General features: G+C 66.2%; 15 protein-coding genes. 4 read left to right on the top strand and 11 right to left on the bottom strand.

Features of this window, described 5'->3' with window-relative positions; genetic code table 11:
* Window positions 1–6 precede the first annotated feature (6 nt).
* The 4 genes from pdhA to GV832_RS00840 form a co-directional block, all read right to left on the bottom strand.
* Window positions 7–996, bottom strand: coding sequence for a pyruvate dehydrogenase (acetyl-transferring) E1 component subunit alpha (pdhA, locus tag GV832_RS00855; protein WP_168772918.1), 990 nt, complete (start codon window positions 994–996; stop codon window positions 7–9).
* A gap of 216 nt (window positions 997–1,212) precedes the next feature.
* Window positions 1,213–1,488 carry an FtsB family cell division protein gene (locus GV832_RS00850; RefSeq protein ID WP_435531736.1) on the bottom strand — a complete coding sequence of 92 codons (276 nt, stop codon included), beginning with the start codon at window positions 1,486–1,488 and terminating at the stop codon, window positions 1,213–1,215.
* Between the two features lie 98 nt (window positions 1,489–1,586).
* On the bottom strand, window positions 1,587–2,189 hold the full coding sequence (locus GV832_RS00845) for a hypothetical protein (protein WP_168772916.1): 603 nt from the start codon (window positions 2,187–2,189) through the stop codon (window positions 1,587–1,589).
* Window positions 2,190–2,292: 103 nt separating this feature from the next.
* Entirely contained in the window at window positions 2,293–3,222 is a 930-nt protein-coding gene (locus GV832_RS00840) for a class I fructose-bisphosphate aldolase (RefSeq protein WP_168772915.1), read from the bottom strand.
* A 158-nt stretch (window positions 3,223–3,380) separates the two neighbouring features.
* Between GV832_RS00840 and GV832_RS00835 the strand changes: the two genes are divergently transcribed.
* Window positions 3,381–4,010, top strand: coding sequence for a helix-turn-helix domain-containing protein (locus GV832_RS00835; RefSeq protein ID WP_168772914.1), 630 nt, complete (start codon window positions 3,381–3,383; stop codon window positions 4,008–4,010).
* Between the two features lie 215 nt (window positions 4,011–4,225).
* On the opposite strand, the gene GV832_RS00830 is transcribed toward GV832_RS00835, so the two are convergent.
* Both GV832_RS00830 and GV832_RS00825 read right to left on the bottom strand, forming a co-directional pair.
* Window positions 4,226–4,345 (bottom strand): entericidin, encoded by a 120-nt coding sequence (locus GV832_RS00830; RefSeq protein WP_168772913.1) that lies wholly within the window; start codon window positions 4,343–4,345, stop codon window positions 4,226–4,228.
* A gap of 16 nt (window positions 4,346–4,361) precedes the next feature.
* Entirely contained in the window at window positions 4,362–6,194 is a 1,833-nt protein-coding gene (locus GV832_RS00825) for an extracellular solute-binding protein (protein WP_168772912.1), read from the bottom strand.
* 454 nt (window positions 6,195–6,648) lie between these two features.
* Between GV832_RS00825 and GV832_RS00820 the strand changes: the two genes are divergently transcribed.
* Entirely contained in the window at window positions 6,649–7,425 is a 777-nt protein-coding gene (locus tag GV832_RS00820; protein WP_168772911.1) for a 3-hydroxybutyrate dehydrogenase, read from the top strand.
* 240 nt (window positions 7,426–7,665) lie between these two features.
* On the opposite strand, the gene GV832_RS00815 is transcribed toward GV832_RS00820, so the two are convergent.
* The 5 genes from GV832_RS00815 to hemB form a co-directional block, all read right to left on the bottom strand.
* Window positions 7,666–8,343: a DUF502 domain-containing protein gene (locus GV832_RS00815; RefSeq protein WP_168772910.1), complete on the bottom strand. Its 678-nt coding sequence runs from the start codon at window positions 8,341–8,343 to the stop codon at window positions 7,666–7,668.
* 144 nt (window positions 8,344–8,487) lie between these two features.
* On the bottom strand, window positions 8,488–9,411 hold the full coding sequence (locus GV832_RS00810) for a pseudouridine-5'-phosphate glycosidase (RefSeq protein WP_168772909.1): 924 nt from the start codon (window positions 9,409–9,411) through the stop codon (window positions 8,488–8,490).
* Window positions 9,408–10,310: a PfkB family carbohydrate kinase gene (locus tag GV832_RS00805; RefSeq protein ID WP_168772908.1), complete on the bottom strand. Its 903-nt coding sequence runs from the start codon at window positions 10,308–10,310 to the stop codon at window positions 9,408–9,410. Before GV832_RS00805 ends, GV832_RS00810 begins: the two co-directional genes overlap by 4 nt.
* A 64-nt stretch (window positions 10,311–10,374) precedes the next feature.
* Window positions 10,375–10,938, bottom strand: coding sequence for a lipid-binding SYLF domain-containing protein (locus tag GV832_RS00800; RefSeq protein WP_435531735.1), 564 nt, complete (start codon window positions 10,936–10,938; stop codon window positions 10,375–10,377).
* A gap of 771 nt (window positions 10,939–11,709) precedes the next feature.
* Complete coding sequence (gene hemB / locus GV832_RS00795) at window positions 11,710–12,720, bottom strand: porphobilinogen synthase (RefSeq protein WP_168772906.1); 1,011 nt, start codon at window positions 12,718–12,720, stop codon at window positions 11,710–11,712.
* A gap of 174 nt (window positions 12,721–12,894) precedes the next feature.
* On the opposite strand from hemB, the gene GV832_RS00790 reads away from it, so the two are divergent.
* On the top strand, window positions 12,895–13,452 hold the full coding sequence (locus GV832_RS00790; RefSeq protein WP_227754162.1) for a component of SufBCD complex: 558 nt from the start codon (window positions 12,895–12,897) through the stop codon (window positions 13,450–13,452).
* Window positions 13,449–16,895, top strand: coding sequence for a transcription-repair coupling factor (mfd, locus tag GV832_RS00785; RefSeq protein WP_168772904.1), 3,447 nt, complete (start codon window positions 13,449–13,451; stop codon window positions 16,893–16,895). Before GV832_RS00790 ends, mfd begins: the two co-directional genes overlap by 4 nt.
* Window positions 16,896–16,943 lie beyond the last annotated feature (48 nt).

The following is a 16,943-nucleotide window of genomic DNA, read 5'->3' as shown; positions in this document are numbered from 1 at the left end:
TCCCCCTCAGGCGTAAATGTCGGTGTAGAGTTCCGAAACCGAAGGCTCCGGGCTTTCCTTGGCGAACTCTGCGCTCGCATTGACCACGTCCTTGATCTCGCGGTCGATGGCCTTGAGATCCTCTTCCGAGGCCAGGCCGGGGGTCAGCAGCAGGTCGCGGACATGTTCGATCGCGTCCTTCTCGGCCTTCATCTTCTCGACCTCTTCACGGGTCCGATACTTGGCCGGGTCCGACATCGAGTGGCCGCGATAGCGATAGGTCATCATTTCAAGGATGTAAGGCCCGTTGCCCGCACGGCAATGCGCCACGGCCTTCTCGCCCGCAGCCTTGACCGCCAGAACGTCCATGCCATCGACCTGCTCGCCCGGGATGCCATAGGCCAGCCCGCGGCCAAACAGCGTCGTCGACTTGGTCGACCGCTTCACCGAGGTCCCCATGGCATAGCCATTGTTCTCGATGACGAAGATCACCGGCAGCTGCCAGAGCTCGGCCATGTTATAGGTCTCATAGACCTGGCCCTGGTTGGCCGCGCCGTCGCCGAAATAGGTGAAGGTGACGTTGTCGTTGCCCTTGTACTTGTCGGCCATGGCCAGCCCTGCGCCCAGCGGCACCTGCGCCCCCACGATCCCATGCCCGCCATAGAAGTGCTTGGCGCGGGAGAACATGTGCATCGAGCCGCCCTTGCCCTTGGAATAGCCGCCCTCGCGCCCCGTCAGTTCGGCCATGACACCATTGGCATCCATGCCGCAGGCCAGCATATGCCCGTGGTCGCGGTAAGAGGTGACGCGCTTGTCGCCCTCTTTCGTGCAGGCCTCGAGCCCGACGACGACGGCCTCTTGCCCGATGTAAAGGTGACAGAAGCCGCCGATCAGCCCCATGCCGTAAAGCTGCCCCGCCTTCTCTTCGAATCGGCGGATCAACAGCATCTCGCGGTAGTATTTCAGCAGCTCTTCCCGCGAAACATTGGATTTCGCAGCCTCTTTCTTGCCGGCCAATGGCGCCTCCCATGAAAGATAGTTCAACGTTGAACTACTTATACCACATCGGCGAAACAAAGCAAACAGCGCAGCGCATGGCGCCCCTGCGCTGCCTGCATGGCTTTCACATTGGTCAAAATATCCCGGGGGAGAGGCCCGCAAGGGCCTCGGGGGCAGCGCCCCCCGACGCAAAGGCTTGCGGCGGAACGCCGCTCCGCCTGGTTCAAGCGCAGGTCAGCGGATGACGATCTCGTCGGCGCGCACATAGCCCAGGACCGAGCGCACCTGCTCGTCCAGGAGATCCATGTCGAGGTAATGATCCGACAGCCGCCGCGTCAGGTTCTTCAGCTCGTCCAGCTCCCCCGCCAGCCGGTCCCGCTCTGCCGTCAGCGCCGCGATTTCCCCGGCGGTCTGGGCCTGGCGAAAGACGCCGTAATCGCCCTGGATCGCGGCAAAGCCGAAGTTGCCGCCGATCGTGGCGATGATCGCGAAATAGGCCATCGAGGCCATCCGGCGCGGATTGGTCTGGGTCATGCGTCTTGCCTCTGCCGCCCACTTGCGGGGCTTGGGGGCATCTTGCCAAAGCCACCCAGAAATTCCAAGCAAAATCAGGGGGAATACTGCACATCCGTCTCGAACTGGCCCGAGATCTCGCGGCAGCGCGCATTGGGCGCCACGACCACGGGGTCCTTGTCGCCCGAACAGACCCTGGCCGAATAATGCCCGGTCACATGGCCATAGCCGGATGTCTGGCCCGGCTCTTGCGGAACGAAGCTGTCCACCACGACCTCGACCGGCTTGCCCGCCGAGGTCCAGCGCCGCCCGCGGAAGCCCTCGGTGATGGACCACTCCACCAGCCCTTCGGTCGTGGCCCCGGGCGCCTGGCCCGGCGTCCAGCTCTCGTAATGGCCATAGATGCGCAACACGCCCTTCCGGGCATCGGGATTGTCGTCGGGATAGGCCGTCAGGTAAAAGCCGCGCGCCTCGATCCCCTCGCCGAACCAGGCCGAGGCATCGAAGGCGCCGATCGAGAAATCATAGGTGGTCAGGACCTGGGTCTTGCCGCCCTCGACCAGTTCGGCAAGGCCGAGCTTGGGCGGGTAGCCAGGCGGCAGATCCTCCGCCGAGGGCTCTAGGACGACCTGGGCGGCCAGGGGGTGCAGGGTCAGGGGCAGGGCGGCAAGCAGAAGAACGGGCAGGATCAAACGCATGGTTGCTCCAAGGGAAACGGCCCGGGAAGTCTCCCCGGGCCGCTCTCTGACGTCAAGACAGGATGTCTTCCGGCCGCCCCATCCCGGCCAGGTCGCCCCTGTCTCAGGCTTTGCCCTTGTAGATATCGACCATGGTCTGCAACAGGCCCATGGCCTCGTCGCGCGGGCGCTGGAAGCAGTTGCGCCCGATGATCGAGCCGTTGCCGCCGCCATCCCGGATCGCGCGGGCATCGTCCAGGACCGAATCCGCGCCCTTGGCCGCCCCGCCCGAAAAGACGATCAGCCGCTTGCCGTTCATCACCGAGCGCACGCATTCCCGCACCCGGTCTGCCTGGGTCGCCAGCGGGATATGCCCCGCCTGGAAGGCCTTCTTGGCCTCGGGCTGGCTCAGGTGATCGGTCGAGAGCTTGACCTTGATGATATGAGCGCCAAGCAAAGCCGCGATATGGGCGGCATAGGCCGTCACATCGGCCGCCGTCTCGCCATCCTTGTCCAGGTCCTCGCCGCGCGGATAGGACCAGATGATCGTCGCAATCCCCTTGGCCGCAGCCTCGCGCCGCATCTCGGCGATGTCCGAAAACATCTCGAGGCTGGCCGAAGAGCCCGGATAGATCGTGAAGCCGATGGCCGAGCAGCCCAGCCGCAGCGCATCATCCACGCTCGCCGTGATGGCCTGGGTCTTCGGCGCCACCTTGGGCAGCAGCGAGTTGGAGGAGTTCACCTTCAGGATCGTCGGGATCTGGCCCGCAAAGGTATCGGCCCCGGCCTCCAGCGGCCCCAGGGGCGCGGCATAGGCCGAAAGCCCCGCATCCACCGCCATCTGGTAATGGTAATGCGGGTCATAGGCGGCGGGGTTGACGCTGAACGACCGCGCGGGCCCATGTTCGAAGCCCTGGTCGACCGGCAGGATGATCATCTTGCCCGTGCCGCCGAGCTTGCCCTCCATCAGCATGCGGGCGAGGTTCCCCTTCACGCCGGGGGTCTCCCCCTCGTAATGGGACAGGATCTTTTGGACGATCCGGGTGGTGCGCATCTTGGCCTCCCTGAATGACTTTGCCGGGCCTTTATTCACGCGGGTTTCCGCGCTGTCCATGATGTTTGCGCAAACATCTCCGACGAAGTCGCCGCAGGGGGCGGCGCCGTGACTTTCGCGCCAGTTGCAGGATGCCCATGCAAAAGCTAAGAGGGCTCATGACCAATTCCGATCCCCGCCGACTGATCCGCATCGCGCGCGAGACGCCCGATGCCGCCGAGCCGCCGCCCGAACCCTTGGACCTCGGCCTGCGCGTGCGCGAGCTGCGGAAAGCGAAAGGCTGGACCCTGGACCAGGCCGCCGCCCAGGCCGGGCTGGCGCGGTCCACGCTCTCCAAGATCGAAAACGGCCAGATGTCGCCCACCTATGACGCGGTGAGGAAGCTGGCCGAGGGGCTGAAGATTTCCGTCCCGCAGCTGTTCACGCCCGCCGCCAAGGCCCAGGTCTCCGGGCGCATGGCGGTGACCAAGTTGGCCACGGGCCAGGCCCATGTGACGGCCACTTACGAACACGAACTCCTCGCCGGGGGCCTGCGCACCAAGCAGATGCTGCCCTACCGCGCCACGATCCGCGCGCGGTCGATGGAGGATTTCGACGGCTGGGTCCGTCACGAGGGCGAAGAGTTCCTCTATGTCCTCACCGGCATCGTCCGCCTCTATACCGAGTTCTACGAACCCGTGGACCTCAAGCGCGGCGACAGCGCCTATTACGACGCCACCATGGGCCATAACGTCGTCAGCCTGTCGGAAGAGGATGCGACGATCCTCTGGGTAACATCCCTCTCGTAGCCGGGGGGCTGCCGCCCCCCGGACCCCCCGCCCAAAGGGGAGCACGCTCCCCTTTGGAAACCCCGTGGATATTGATGAACAGATGATTGGAAAGGGGCGCCCCTGGCCGTGGTGCCCCCTTTGCTTTCATGCTGGCCAAATTTCCCGGGGGAGGTCTGGAGGGGCCCCGCGGGTCCCTCCAGGCGGGGTCCGGGGCGCGGCAGCCCCGGCGTCCCTCAGCCGCCCATCCAGCCCGAGACGGTATTGGCCCCGGCGGATATATCCTGGCCCACGCCCGAAACGGTGTTGCAGCCCGCAAGCGCCGTCAACACGGCGAGGATCATCAGTTTCTTCATGGCTCTGCCCCTTCTCTTATTCTTGATACCACCAGACATCCGGCAGGAACCCCAGCCAGTCGCCATAAAGCGGCAGGCGTTCGGGGTGATGCAGGCTGGCCTTGTGGGCCACGCGGCTGACATCGGAATACCAGAACGGGATCACATATCGCCCCGAGGTCAGCACGCGGTCAAGAGCCTGCACCGCCGTCACGAAGTCCTCGCGGTCTTTTGACCCCACCATGGTCGCCACCAGCCCATCCACGGCCGCCGAGCCCACGCCCATGTAATTGCGCGTCCCCTCCGCCGTCACCCCATCCGAGCCCCAGTACAGTAGCTGCTCGTTGCCGGGCGAGAGGCTCAAGGACCAGGCATTCCAGATCATGTCATAGTCGTATTTCGTGACCTGCTCCTTGTAAGAGGCGCTGTCCTTGGTGGTGATCGTCAACTTGATCCCCAGCTTCTCCAGCGACTGGGCCCAGAAATTGGCCGAGGCGATGGCATCCTCGGCGCCGACGGCCAGGAGCATCTCGATCTCCATGGCCTCACCGGCGGCATTCTTCAGGACACCGTCCTGCACCGTCCAGCCTGCCTCCTCCAGAAGGCCAGCGGCCTTGCGGATCGCGGCCCGGTTGGCCTCGGTCCCGTCGCTGACCGGCAGGGCATAGCCCTCGAGCGCGCCAGGCAAGAGGTCGGCCTTCCAGGGCTCCAAGAGCGCCGCAACGGGCGCCGAGGCGGGGTTGGCCACATCCCCCGCCAGTTCGGAGTTGGAGAAATAGCTCGTGATGCGCGGCAGCTTGCCCGCGTTCAGCGAGAGGTTCATGAACTCGAAGTTGAAGCTCTGGATCAGCGCCTCGCGCACCCGCCAATCGGCGAACTTGGCCTTGCGGGTGTTGAAGACGAAGCCGTTCATCCCCGAGGGCCGCTGGTGGGCGATCTCTTCCTTGACCACCTCGCCCGAGGCCACGGCGGGGAAGTCGTAATCCGTCTCCCACTTGGTGGCATTGCTCTCGCGGTAAAGGTCGATGTCGCCCGCGCTCAGGGCCAGCTGGATGACGGTCGGATCGGCGAAGTAGAGATATTCGATCGCATCGAAATTCCACAGGCCCTGGTTGAAGGCCAGATCCTTGCCCCACCAGTCGGGATTGCGCTTGAAGCTGATCTTGGCGCCCGCTTCGACCTGGTCCACGACATAGGGGCCCGAGCCGATGACCGGCTCCAGCGAAGAGGCGGCGAAGTCGCGGGTTTCGAACTGCGCCTTCTTCAGGATCGGACGCAGGCCCAGAAGCAGCGGCAACTCGCGGTCGGGGGCGGCAAAGGTGAAGCGCACCGAACGCGGGCCGGTGGCCTCGGCCTTGGCCACCTTCTTCCAGGCCGTCAGATAGCGCGCGGCCCCCTTGTCGGGCGTGCCCAGGGTCTCCATCGACCAGAGCACGTCCTCGACCGTGACGGGCGAGCCATCCGAGAATCGGGCCCCCTCGCGCAGGGTGAATTCGACGAAACTGCGCTCTTCGTCGGTGTCTATCGATTCGGCCAGAAGCCCGTAAAGCGAGAAGGGCTCGTCATAGGACCGGCCCATCAGCGTCTCGACCGTCAGGGGCGAGACCGCGCCCGGCGCCTGGCCCTTGGTGATGAAAGGGTTGAGCGAATCGAAACTGCCCGCCTCGCCCAGGGTCAGCTTGCCACCCTTGGGCGCCTGGGGGTTGGCCTGGGGCAGGGCCACAAAATCCGGTGGAAGCGCGGGGGCGCCATACATAGCTATGCCATGGCTGGGCTCGGCCTGGGCAGGCAGGGCAAGGAGCCCCGAGATCAGGCAAAGGGCCGAGACCCGGGCCAGGCGGGCAATCGCGGGCCGCATGATTGGGCGCATCTGGGGGCGCATCGTCAACAATCCTTTCAACTTCCGAACATGGTTGAAGACTAAGCCCCTGCGCGGCCCTTTTCAAACCTTTAGCTTGAAGTGTTAATCCGGGAGGGCTATATAGAACTCACTGCTCGATAGGTTTCTTGCCTGTATGAAACCTGCCTCAACGACTTGACGCCAGCCTCGCGCTGGCGTTTTTTTTGGCCCTCGCGGCGGGCGGGTGCAAGGTCTTGCGGGGCGGGGTTCAAGGAATCTTGATCGGCCGGGACGCGGTCGGAAGCGGCGGGCCACGACGAAGGCTCGGGTTGGGCCCCGGGGACCAGGCGCTGCGCCAACGGCAAGCCAGGGCGAATCGCGCAAGTCGAATCACGAACCGCGCCCCGCCCTTTGCATTCTCCGCAGCGCAGCATTAGCCTTGGGCCCATGGGGCCGAATGGGCATGAACACGAAGGAGAGCATCATGGCGGAACTTTCAGGCAAGCGGGCCGTGGTGACCGGGTCGAACTCGGGGATCGGGCTGGGCGTGGCAGAGGCGCTGGCGGCGGCGGGGGCCTCGGTCGTCCTGAACTCCTTCACCGACCGGCCCGAGGATCACGCCCTCGCCGCCGACCTCTCCGCCCGCCACGGGGTCGAGGTGCGCTACATCGCCGCCGACATGAGCGATGGGGCCGCTTGCCGGGCGCTGGTGGCAGCGGCGGGGGGCTGCGACATCCTGGTGAACAATGCGGGCATCCAGCATGTGGCGCCGATAGAGGACTTCCCCCCGGCGATGTGGGACCGGATCATCGCGATCAACCTGTCCTCGGCCTTTCACACCACGGCGGCGGCCCTGCCGGGGATGAAGGCAAAAGGCTGGGGCAGGGTGGTGAACATCGCCTCGGCCCATGGCCTGACCGCCTCGCCCTTCAAATCGGCCTATATCGCGGCCAAGCATGGGGTCGTGGGCTTCACCAAGACCACGGCGCTGGAAGTGGCGGGGATGGGCATCACCGCCAATGCGATCTGCCCGGGCTATGTTCTGACGCCCCTCGTCGAGGCGCAGATCCCCGACCAGATGAAGGTCCATGGCATGGACCGCGAGAGGGTGATCCGCGAGGTCATGCTCCTGCGCCAACCCTCGCGCCAATTCGCGACGGTGGAGCAGATCGGCGGGACGACGGTCTATCTGTGCTCGCCCTCCGCCGACCAGGTCACCGGCACGACGATCAGCGTGGATGGCGGCTGGACGGCCCTGTAAGCGGAGCGCCTGCGGCGCATGCTTGTCATCTCGCCTCTGGCGCTGCGCGCCAACCGGCTCGGAGATTGGCTCTGCTGGAGAAGTTTCTGACCAAATGAAATGGGGGCGCCGCAAACCTGCCGCGCCCCCGTTTCCTCTTTCACACTGGCCCAAATATCCCCGCCGGAGGCAGGCTTGAGCCGGTTGGCGCGTCGCGCCAGAGGCGAGAGAAAAACAATGCGCCGCAGGCGCGCTACCAGGTCAGGCCTGTCCGCCCGCGCCATCCTTGGTCACGGGATAGACCAACCCGCCCGAGGCCACGAGTTTGGCCGCCTCTTCCGGCGTCAGGTCCAGCTCGATCACATCCTTGCGCGGCACGAAGACCACGAAGCCGCTGGTGAAGGGCGTCAACCCGATGAAGACCGAGATCACATCGGGCCCCAGCCGCGTCGCAATCTCGCCCTTGGGACGGGCCGAGATCAGGCCCAGCGTCCAGACCCCGGGCCTGGGGAATTCGACCAGGCAGGTCTTTTCGAAGGACGACTCGGTCTTGTTGAAGACCGTCTCGGCCACCTGCTTCAGCGCGGAATACAAGGACCGCACCACCGGCATCCGGTCGACCAGCCCATCGAGCTTGCCCAAGACCGTCCGCCCGATCAGCCCCTTGGCCACCCAGCCCACCGCCGTGGTGAAGATCAGGAAGACGATGACCCCCACGCCCCGGATGGGGAAGGAATGGCCCGGGCCGAAGTAATATTCCGTCAGCGCCTGGGGGTGATAGCCCTGCGGGATCAGGGGCAGGATCCAGCCATCCAGGTAACCCACCACCGACCAGATCAGGTAGAAGGTCAGCCCGATGGGCAGGACGACGACGAGGCCGGTCAGGAAGGAGGCCCTGAGCGTGGCGACAAGGCTGCGGGAGCGGATGGGATCGGACATGGCGCCTCTTATGGCAGGGCTTGCGGCTTTGGGGAAGGCTGGCTTGGCGAAAAATGGTCACCCGGGGCCTGGCCTGCCCGGGAGATGGGCAGACCTCGCCAGATGTTCGACCCGGGGGCCCGATGCCCCCCGCCTTTGGCTCTTTCAGCCCCTTTGGGCGACCAGCGCCCCGGCGATGCCAGCGGCGAGCCTTGCGTTGTTCAGGACCAGGGCGATGTTGGAGTCGAGCGACCTCCCCCCGGTCAGCTCGAAGATCCGCTGCAAGAGGAAGGGCGTCACGGCCTTGGCGGCGATGCCCTTGGCCGTGGCCTCGGTCAGCGCCTGTTCGATCACCGGCATGATCTCGGAGCGGGCGATCTCTGCCTCCACCGGGATCGGGTTGGCGACGAGCTGGCCGCCCTTCAGCCCCAGGGAGCCGCGCAGGCGATGGGCTGCGGCGATCTCGGCCGGGGTCTCCATCCGCAGGGGCGCCTTCAGCCCCGTGGAGCGCGACCAGAAGGCCGGGAAATCGTCCTGGCCATAGGCTATGACCGGCACGCCCTGGGTTTCCAGCACTTCCAAAGTCTTGGGCAGGTCGAGGATGGCCTTGGCGCCGGCCGCCACCACGGTCACCGGGGACAGTGCGAATTCCAGGAGGTCGGCCGAGATGTCGAAGGAGTTTTCCGCCCCGCGATGCACCCCGCCGATGCCGCCCGTCGCAAAGACCTCGATCCCCGCCAGCGCCGCGCAGATCATCGTGGCGGCCACCGTCGTGGCCCCCGTGGCCCCGGTGGCAAGGCAAGCCGCGAGGTCGGCGCGCGAGAGCTTCATGACGCCCTTGGCCTGGCCCAGCGCCTCCAGCGTCTCACCCGTCAGGCCCACATGGATGCGGCCCCCCATCACGGCGATGGTGGCGGGGACGGCACCATGGGCGCGGACCTCTGCCTCGACGGCACGGGCGGTTTCCACGTTCTGCGGAAAGGGCATGCCATGGGTGATGATGGTCGATTCCAGCGCCACGAGGGGCAGGCCGCGGGCCTTTGCGTCGGCCACTTCGGGCGAGAGGGTGATCGTTGCGTGCAGGCTCATGTGCCCACCTCCTTGGAAATGTAATCGGCGGCGGCCTTCAGCGCGGCGTCAAGCGCCGCCTTGGGCGAGGCGCCCTCGCGTTCGGCCACGATATGGGCGGCCATGAACGTATCGCCCGCCCCGGTGATGCGGCGGACCTGGACCTTGGGCGGATGGCCGATGTGGATGCCTTCTCCGGCCATGCCCTTGGCGCAGGGGTTGGCGCCATCGGTGACCAGGACCCGGGCCGCACCGCGCGCAAGCATGGCCTCGGCTGCGGCAGGGGCATCGGCATCCGGGCAGTCGCCGATCTGGCGCGCCTCGGCGAGGTTGACGTAAAGCGTGGTGCCGGGATGGGTCAGGAGGGGCCTAAGCCGCAGGGCCTTGCCCGGAGAGGCCGGGGCCACCCGCAAATCGGCGCGCTCGAAAAGCGCAGAGCCCGCGATCTCGGTCAGAAGCGCTTCGGTCAGGTTGCCATCCAGCGCGATCATGCCCGCCCAGGGCGCGGATGGCGTGCCGAGGCGCCCGTCCGAGAGCGCCTTCAGGATGGCCGCACCCTCGGCCTCCAGCGTATGGGCATCGGCGATGGCGGCCACCAGGCCTCCGCCGGATTCGATGGCCATGTAGCGGTCGGTGGGCCTGTCGGTGCGGTGGATGTAATCGGTGATCATCCCCCGCGCGGCGCAGGCGGCGACCAGGTCCTGGCCCTCGGCATCGCGGCCCACGGCGGTCAGGAGCCCGGGGCGCAGGCCAAGGCGGGCGAGCGTCAGGGCGATGTTCAGGGCCACGCCCCCCGGCAGGCGGGTGATGCGGCCGGGCACATCGCCGCCCGCGCCAAGCGGCACGGAGGCGCGGCCGATGATGTCCCAAAGGACCGAACCGATGCAGAGAATATCTGGCTTGGGGGCAAGGGCGCTCATGGCCGCGTCATGCACCGGGGCGCGGGGCGAAGCAAGGGGGAAGCGGGGGCCGCTTCCCCTGGGCTCACGGGATGATGCGCGAGTATTTCACGCCCTCGATCGTGGCGCCGACGATCAGGCCCTGCTGGCCAAAGACGAAGACCGTGACGGGGTCAAGCTCGGTCGTGTCCTTGCCGAAGTTGCCGCCCTCTTCGGGCGTGGCATATTCGACGCCCGCGCCTGCGACCCAGCCGTTCGAGCGGCGGAAGTTCTCCAGCGCCGCATCGGTCATGAAGAAGATCGCATGGGCATATTGCTGGGCGCCGATCTGCAGCCCGATCGAGGCCGAGGTGGCGGAATAGTAATCCACCGTGACATCATTGATCCTGAGCGCGCCGCGGCCAAAGGAGCCGCCGATGCCGATGCCCATTTCGGTGACCAAGGGCATGTAAAGGATGCCGCGCGCGTTCTGGGCGATGGCGCGGGTGTTGGGATAGACCGACTGCAGGTAATCGCGCGTGGCATCGACGCGCGCATCGATCCTGGCCGCTCCATTCGAGCCGACGCCATTGCCCAAGAGCCCCGCATCGCAGGCCGCAAGCCCCATGGCGCCCGCGCCCAGGACCACGAAATTCCGTCGAGAAATCATGTTTCGCCTCATCGGTTGCTGGGCTTCTTCAGGCCCTTGGAGAAGAGGATAGCAGGAGCCCCCTGCCTCTCCAAGGGTTCTGCTTTGCACTGGCGAAGGCCTGCCGATGGGGCGCTTGGCGGCGGAGGGGCCTCGGGCAAGCCCTCGGCCCGCGCGGCGGCGGGTGCCGGAGAGGGCGCTGCCCTCTCCGGACCTCTCCCGGAGTATTTGGGCCAAGTTGAAAGGGGAGGGAGGACAGAGGTCCGGGGGGGGCGCCGGGAAGGTCACTTGGGGGCGGGCTGGAGGGGTTTGCTGGAAGCCGGCGGAGTTCAGAGCTGCTTGCGAGGGTGGCCTCGGGCAAGCCCTCGGCCCGCGCGGCGGCGGTGGCCGGAGAGGGCGCTGCCCTCTCCGGACCTCTCCCGGGGTTTTGCGAAAGCGTGAGGGGGGCAGGGTGCCGGGTTGCAGGTGTCCCGGGGTTTGGTGAGGTGACCTCTTGCCGCCTGGGACTCTTGGACCCTGGCGGGCGCGCTGAAGGCGTGACTCTGGCGCGCATATCACCAGCGGCCCGCCTGCCGCCCGCTTGCCTTTCACATTGGCCCAAATATCACCGCCGGAGGCATCCAGCCGCACCGCAGGCGCCGCGCCCGCCAGTCCCCTTCTTCCCTTTCAACTTGGCCCAAATAGTCCCGCCGGAGGCACCCCTGGCGCCCCTGGCGCCCGGTCGAGCCGGAGGGCGTCAGCCCGCAGGCGAGGGACAGGAATGCGGCCGCAAGGCCGCTCCGCCTGGAAACCTTACCAGGTCAGACCCGCACGGATCGCCTTGGCGGCTTCGGGGGCGAAATAGGTCAGGACCCCGTCGCAGCCGGCGCGGCGGAAGGCCATCAGGCTCTCGATCATGGCCTTCTTCCCGTCGATCCAGCCGCGCTCTGCCGCGCCCATGATCATCGCATATTCGCCGCTCACCTGGTAGGCATAGGTCGGAGCGCCGAACCTGTCCTTCACCCTCCGGCAGATATCCAGGTAGGGCATGCCGGGCTTCACCATCACCATGTCGGCGCCCTCGGCGAGGTCGCGTTCGATCAGCCGCAGGGCCTCGTCGCTGTTGGCGGGGTTCATCTGGTAGGTCTTCTTGTCGCCCTTGAGCGCGCCCGAAGCGCCCACCGCATCGCGGAAGGGTCCGTAAAAGGCGGAGGCATATTTGGCCGAATAGGACATGATCGCCACATCCTTGTGACCTGCCGCCTCCAAGGCGCCCCGCAAGGCGCCGATCCGGCCATCCATCATGTCGGAGGGCCCCAGGATATCGGCCCCCGCCTCGGCCTGGGCGAGACCCATCTTCACCAGGGCCTCCACCGTCTCGTCGTTCAGGATCACCCCGTCGCGGACCAGCCCGTCATGGCCGTTTGAATTGTAGGGGTCCAGCGCCACATCCGTCATCACCGCGATCTCGGGCACCGCCGCCTTGATCGCCCGGATCGCGCGGTTCGACAGGTTATCGGGGTTCCAGGCCTCTTCGCAGGTCTCGGTCTTCACCGCAGGGTCGGTATAGGGAAAGAGACAAATGGCCGGAATCCCCAGACTGGCCGCCTCTTCAGCCGCCTTGACCACCAGGTCGACCGAGCGCCGCACCACGCCCGGCATCGAGGCGATCTCTTGCGTCACCCCCACCCCGTCGCACAGGAAGACCGGCCAGATCAGGTCGCCCACCGACAGGCTGTTCTCCTGGGCCAGGGCGCGCAGGGGGGCGCTGGACCGCAGACGGCGGAAGCGGGTCGTGGGGAAGGGGGCAGAGATGGGGCGCATGGGCAGGTCCGGGTGCAGGGCTGGCCCTTGGCCCGGGGGCGCGAGAGGGCTGGCGGGTGGCGTATGGCCACAGGCCGTCTGGCTCCGGTGCGCGCCCCTCTCCGGGTGGCATGGTCCGGCCCCGGGGGCAAGCGCTTTACGGAAAACGGCTTGCAGCTTTCGCAAACGACTGACATGGAATGCACGCAGGCTCAAGGTGAAACGCTGATGTCCGACCCGACGCTCCTCCTCGATCTGATCGACTTCCGGTCCTTTTCCAATCTCTGGTACTGGATCGCGCTTTGCGTCATCTGGTCTTCGGCCAGCCATTGGGTCCTGGGCGTGCCCCATGACATGGTGAGCCGGGCCAAGCGCCATGGCGGGCAGGCGCAAGAGGACCTGGAGCTTCTCGTCCGCATCAACACCGACCGGATGCTGTTTCATTCCCGCGAATACGGGCCCTGGCTCGTCGGCATCGCGACCTTCATCCTGGCCATGCTCTTGACCCTGGCCGCGCTTTACGACAGCGAATTCGCCCTGGCGCTTCTGCTGATCATGGCGCCGCTCTTCGTGCTGTTCTATCTCTCCCTGCGCGCGGCCCTCCTGATCGAAGGGGGCGAGGGGCGGGGCGAGGCGCTCTTTCGTCGCCTTTTCCTCACGCGGCTCATGGTGCAGGGGTTGGGCATGGTCTCGATCTTCGTGGCCGCCATGGTCGGCATGTATGTCAACCTGACGCATTTTATCCCGCAATGACGACACGGATCCTGCTTGGCGGCGCCCCCGAGGGCTATGACGCGCGGCTCCTGGCGCGTGAGGCACAGGCCCATCCCGTCCTCCATATCGCCCGCGACGACCGCCGGGCCGAGGCGATGCGCGCAGCCTTGGCCGTCCTGGCGCCGGGGCTGACCGTCTTGGACTTCCCGGCCTGGGACTGCCTGCCCTATGACCGCGTCTCGCCCAACCCCGAGATCGCCTCGCGCCGGATGTCCACCCTGGCGGCCCTGGTCGCGGGTATCCCGGGCAATTTCGTTCTCTTGACCACCGTCAATGCCGCGACCCAGCGCGTCCCCGCGCGGGAGGTGGTCGCGGGCGCCTCCTTCATCGCCTCGGTCGGCGACAGGGTGGATGAGAAGAAGCTGAAAGCCTTCCTCGCCAATATGGGCTTCTCGCCCGTCTCCACCGTGGCCGAGCCCGGGGATTATGCCCTGCGCGGCGGCATCGTCGATATCTTCCCGCCGGGGCGCGGCGGGCCGGTGCGGCTCGATTTCTTCGGCGACCAGCTCGACGGCATCCGCCGCTTTGACCCCGAGACGCAGAAGACCGTCGGCAAGCTGAAATCGGTGGAATTCGCGCCGATGTCAGAGGTCCTGATGGACCCCGCCGCAATCTCGCGCTTCCGCCAGAACTACCGGGTGGAGTTCGGGGCAGGCGGCTCGGATGACCCGCTTTACGAGGCCGTCAGCGCGGGCCGCAAGCACCAGGGGATGGAGCACTGGCTGCCCTTCTTCCATGAGCGGCTGGAGACGCTCTTCGACTATCTGCCCTCTGCCGCTGTCATGCTGGACGACCAGGTGACCGCCATGCGGCTTTCCCGCTGGGAGGGGATCGAGGATCAATACGACAGCCGCCGCGAGGCGATGAGCGCCAAGGGGCGGATGGATTCGGTCTACAAGCCCTCGGCGCCGGGGTTGCTCTACCTGGACGATGCGGGGTTTGAGGCGGCCGTGGCGGGGCACCGCGTGATCCAGCTCTCGCCCCTGCACCAGCCGCCGGGGCCGGGTTGCCTCGATGCAGGCGGGGAGATCGGGCGGTCTTTCGCGCCGGAGCGTCAGCAGGAAAGCATAAGCCTTTTCGGCGCCTTGGCCGATCATCTTAAAGCGCGGCTTCGCGAGGGTCAGGTGGTCATCGCCTCCTTCTCGGAGGGTGCGCGGGAGCGGCTTTCGGGCCTCTTGCAGGACCAGGGGATCAAGGGCCGCGAGGTCAAGGACTTCCGCGAAGTCCCTGAGGGCAAGGGCGATCTCTTCCTGATGGTCTGGCCCCTGGAGGCGGGGTTTACCGCACCGGGCCTGACGGTGATCTCCGAACAGGATGTGCTTGGCGAGCGCATGGTCGGCAAGCCGCGCAAGAAGCGGAAAGCGGAAAACTTCCTGCGCGAGGTCGATACCCTGACCCCTGGCGACCTGGTGGTCCATGTCGAACATGGCGTTGGCCGCTACCTGGGGCTGGAGACGATCACCGCCCTTGGCGCCCCCCATGCCTGCGTCGCTTTGGAATATGCCGAAAGCGCCAAGCTTTACCTGCCGGTCGAGAATATCGAACTCCTCAGCCGCTATGGCCATGAAGAGGGCCTTTTGGACCGTCTCGGCGGCGGCGCCTGGCAGGCCAAGAAGGCCAAGCTGAAAGAGCGCATCCGCGAAATTGCCGACCGCCTGATGCGGGTCGCCGCCGAGCGCGCTTTGCGTCACGCGCCGATCCTGGAGGCGCCGCACAGCCTCTGGGAGGCCTTCGCCGCCCGCTTCCCCTATACCGAGACCGATGACCAATTGGCCGCGATTGCCGATGTGGTCAGCGACCTGGAGAAGGGCTCGCCCATGGACCGGCTGATCGTCGGCGATGTGGGGTTTGGGAAGACCGAGGTTGCCATGCGCGCGGCCTTTGTCGCGGCGCTGGCGGGGCAGCAAGTCGCGGTGATCTGCCCGACGACGCTCCTCGCCCGCCAGCACTACCGCAGCTTTGCCGAGCGCTTCCGGGGCTTCCCGATGCAGGTGAAACCCCTCTCGCGTTTCGTCTCCACCAAGGAGGCCAATGCGACCCGCGCAGGCCTCGCCGATGGCACGGTGGATATCGTCGTGGGCACCCATGCGCTTCTGGCCAAGGGGGTCAGTTTCAAACGCCTCGGCCTGATGATCGTGGACGAGGAACAGCATTTCGGCGTCGGCCATAAAGAGCGGCTGAAAGAGATGCGGAGCGAAATCCACGTCCTGACCCTGACCGCCACGCCCATCCCCCGCACCCTGCAACTCTCGCTGACCGGGGTGCGCGACCTCTCGATCATCGCGACGCCCCCGGTGGACCGCCTGTCCATCCGCACCTATGTCTCGGAGTTCGACTCCATCACCATCCGCGAGGCCCTTCTGCGCGAACACTACCGCGGCGGGCAAAGCTTCTATGTCGTCCCCCGCATCTCTGACCTGCACGAAATCGAGGATTTCCTGAAGACCCATGTCCCGGAAGTCACTTACGTCATCGCCCATGGGCAACTCGCCGCCGGAGAGCTCGACGAGCGGATGAACGAGTTCTACGACGGCAAATACGATGTGCTTCTGGCGACGACGATCGTGGAATCGGGCCTCGATATCCCGACCGCCAACACGATGATCATCCACCGCGCCGATATGTTCGGCCTGAGCCAGCTCTACCAGATCCGAGGCCGCGTGGGGCGGGCGAAAACCCGCGCCTATTGCTACCTGACCACCAAACCCCGCGCGCCCCTGACGCCTCAGGCCACCAAGCGCCTGCGCCTCCTGGGCTCCCTGGATACCCTGGGCGCGGGCTTCAACCTCGCCTCCCATGACCTCGACCTGCGCGGCGCTGGCAACCTTCTGGGCGAGGAGCAGTCCGGCCATATCAAGGAAGTGGGCTATGAGCTTTACCAGCAGATGCTGGAAGAGACGATTGCCAAGATCAAATCGGGCGAAATCAATGGCCTGAGCCAGGTCGATGACAACTGGAGCCCCCAGATCAACCTCGGCGTGCCCGTGATGATCCCCGAGGATTACATCCCTGACCTCGATATCCGCCTCGGGCTTTATCGCCGCCTGTCCTCCCTGCAGACCAAGGTGGAGCTCGAAGGCTTCGCCGCCGAACTCATCGACCGCTTCGGCCCCCTGCCGAAAGAGGTCAACACGCTGATGGTCATCGTCCGCATCAAGGCGCTCTGCAAGAAGGCGGGCATCTCGCGCCTGGACTGCGGCCCCAAGGGCGCCAATGTGCAGTTCCACAACGACAAATTCGCCAATCCGGCGGGGCTGGTGGAATTCGTCAAGGCGCAAGGCTCCGGCGCCCGGGTGGCGGGCAACAAGATCGTGCTGATCGGCGACATGAAGACCGAGGCCGAGCGGATCAAGGCCGCCCATGCCATCGCGCGCGACCTGGCCGAGAAGGCCTCTCCCAAGGCCAAGGCCATCGCTGGCTGAACCCCCGGGAGGGTTTCACACCCTCCCGGACCCTCCCGTGGGATATTT

It is taken from the genome of Stagnihabitans tardus, assembly GCF_009925085.1.
GTDB lineage: Bacteria > Pseudomonadota > Alphaproteobacteria > Rhodobacterales > Rhodobacteraceae > Stagnihabitans > Stagnihabitans tardus.
The sequence above is the reverse complement of the archived record's forward strand: the minus strand, read 5'-3'. Positions and strand labels throughout refer to the sequence as shown.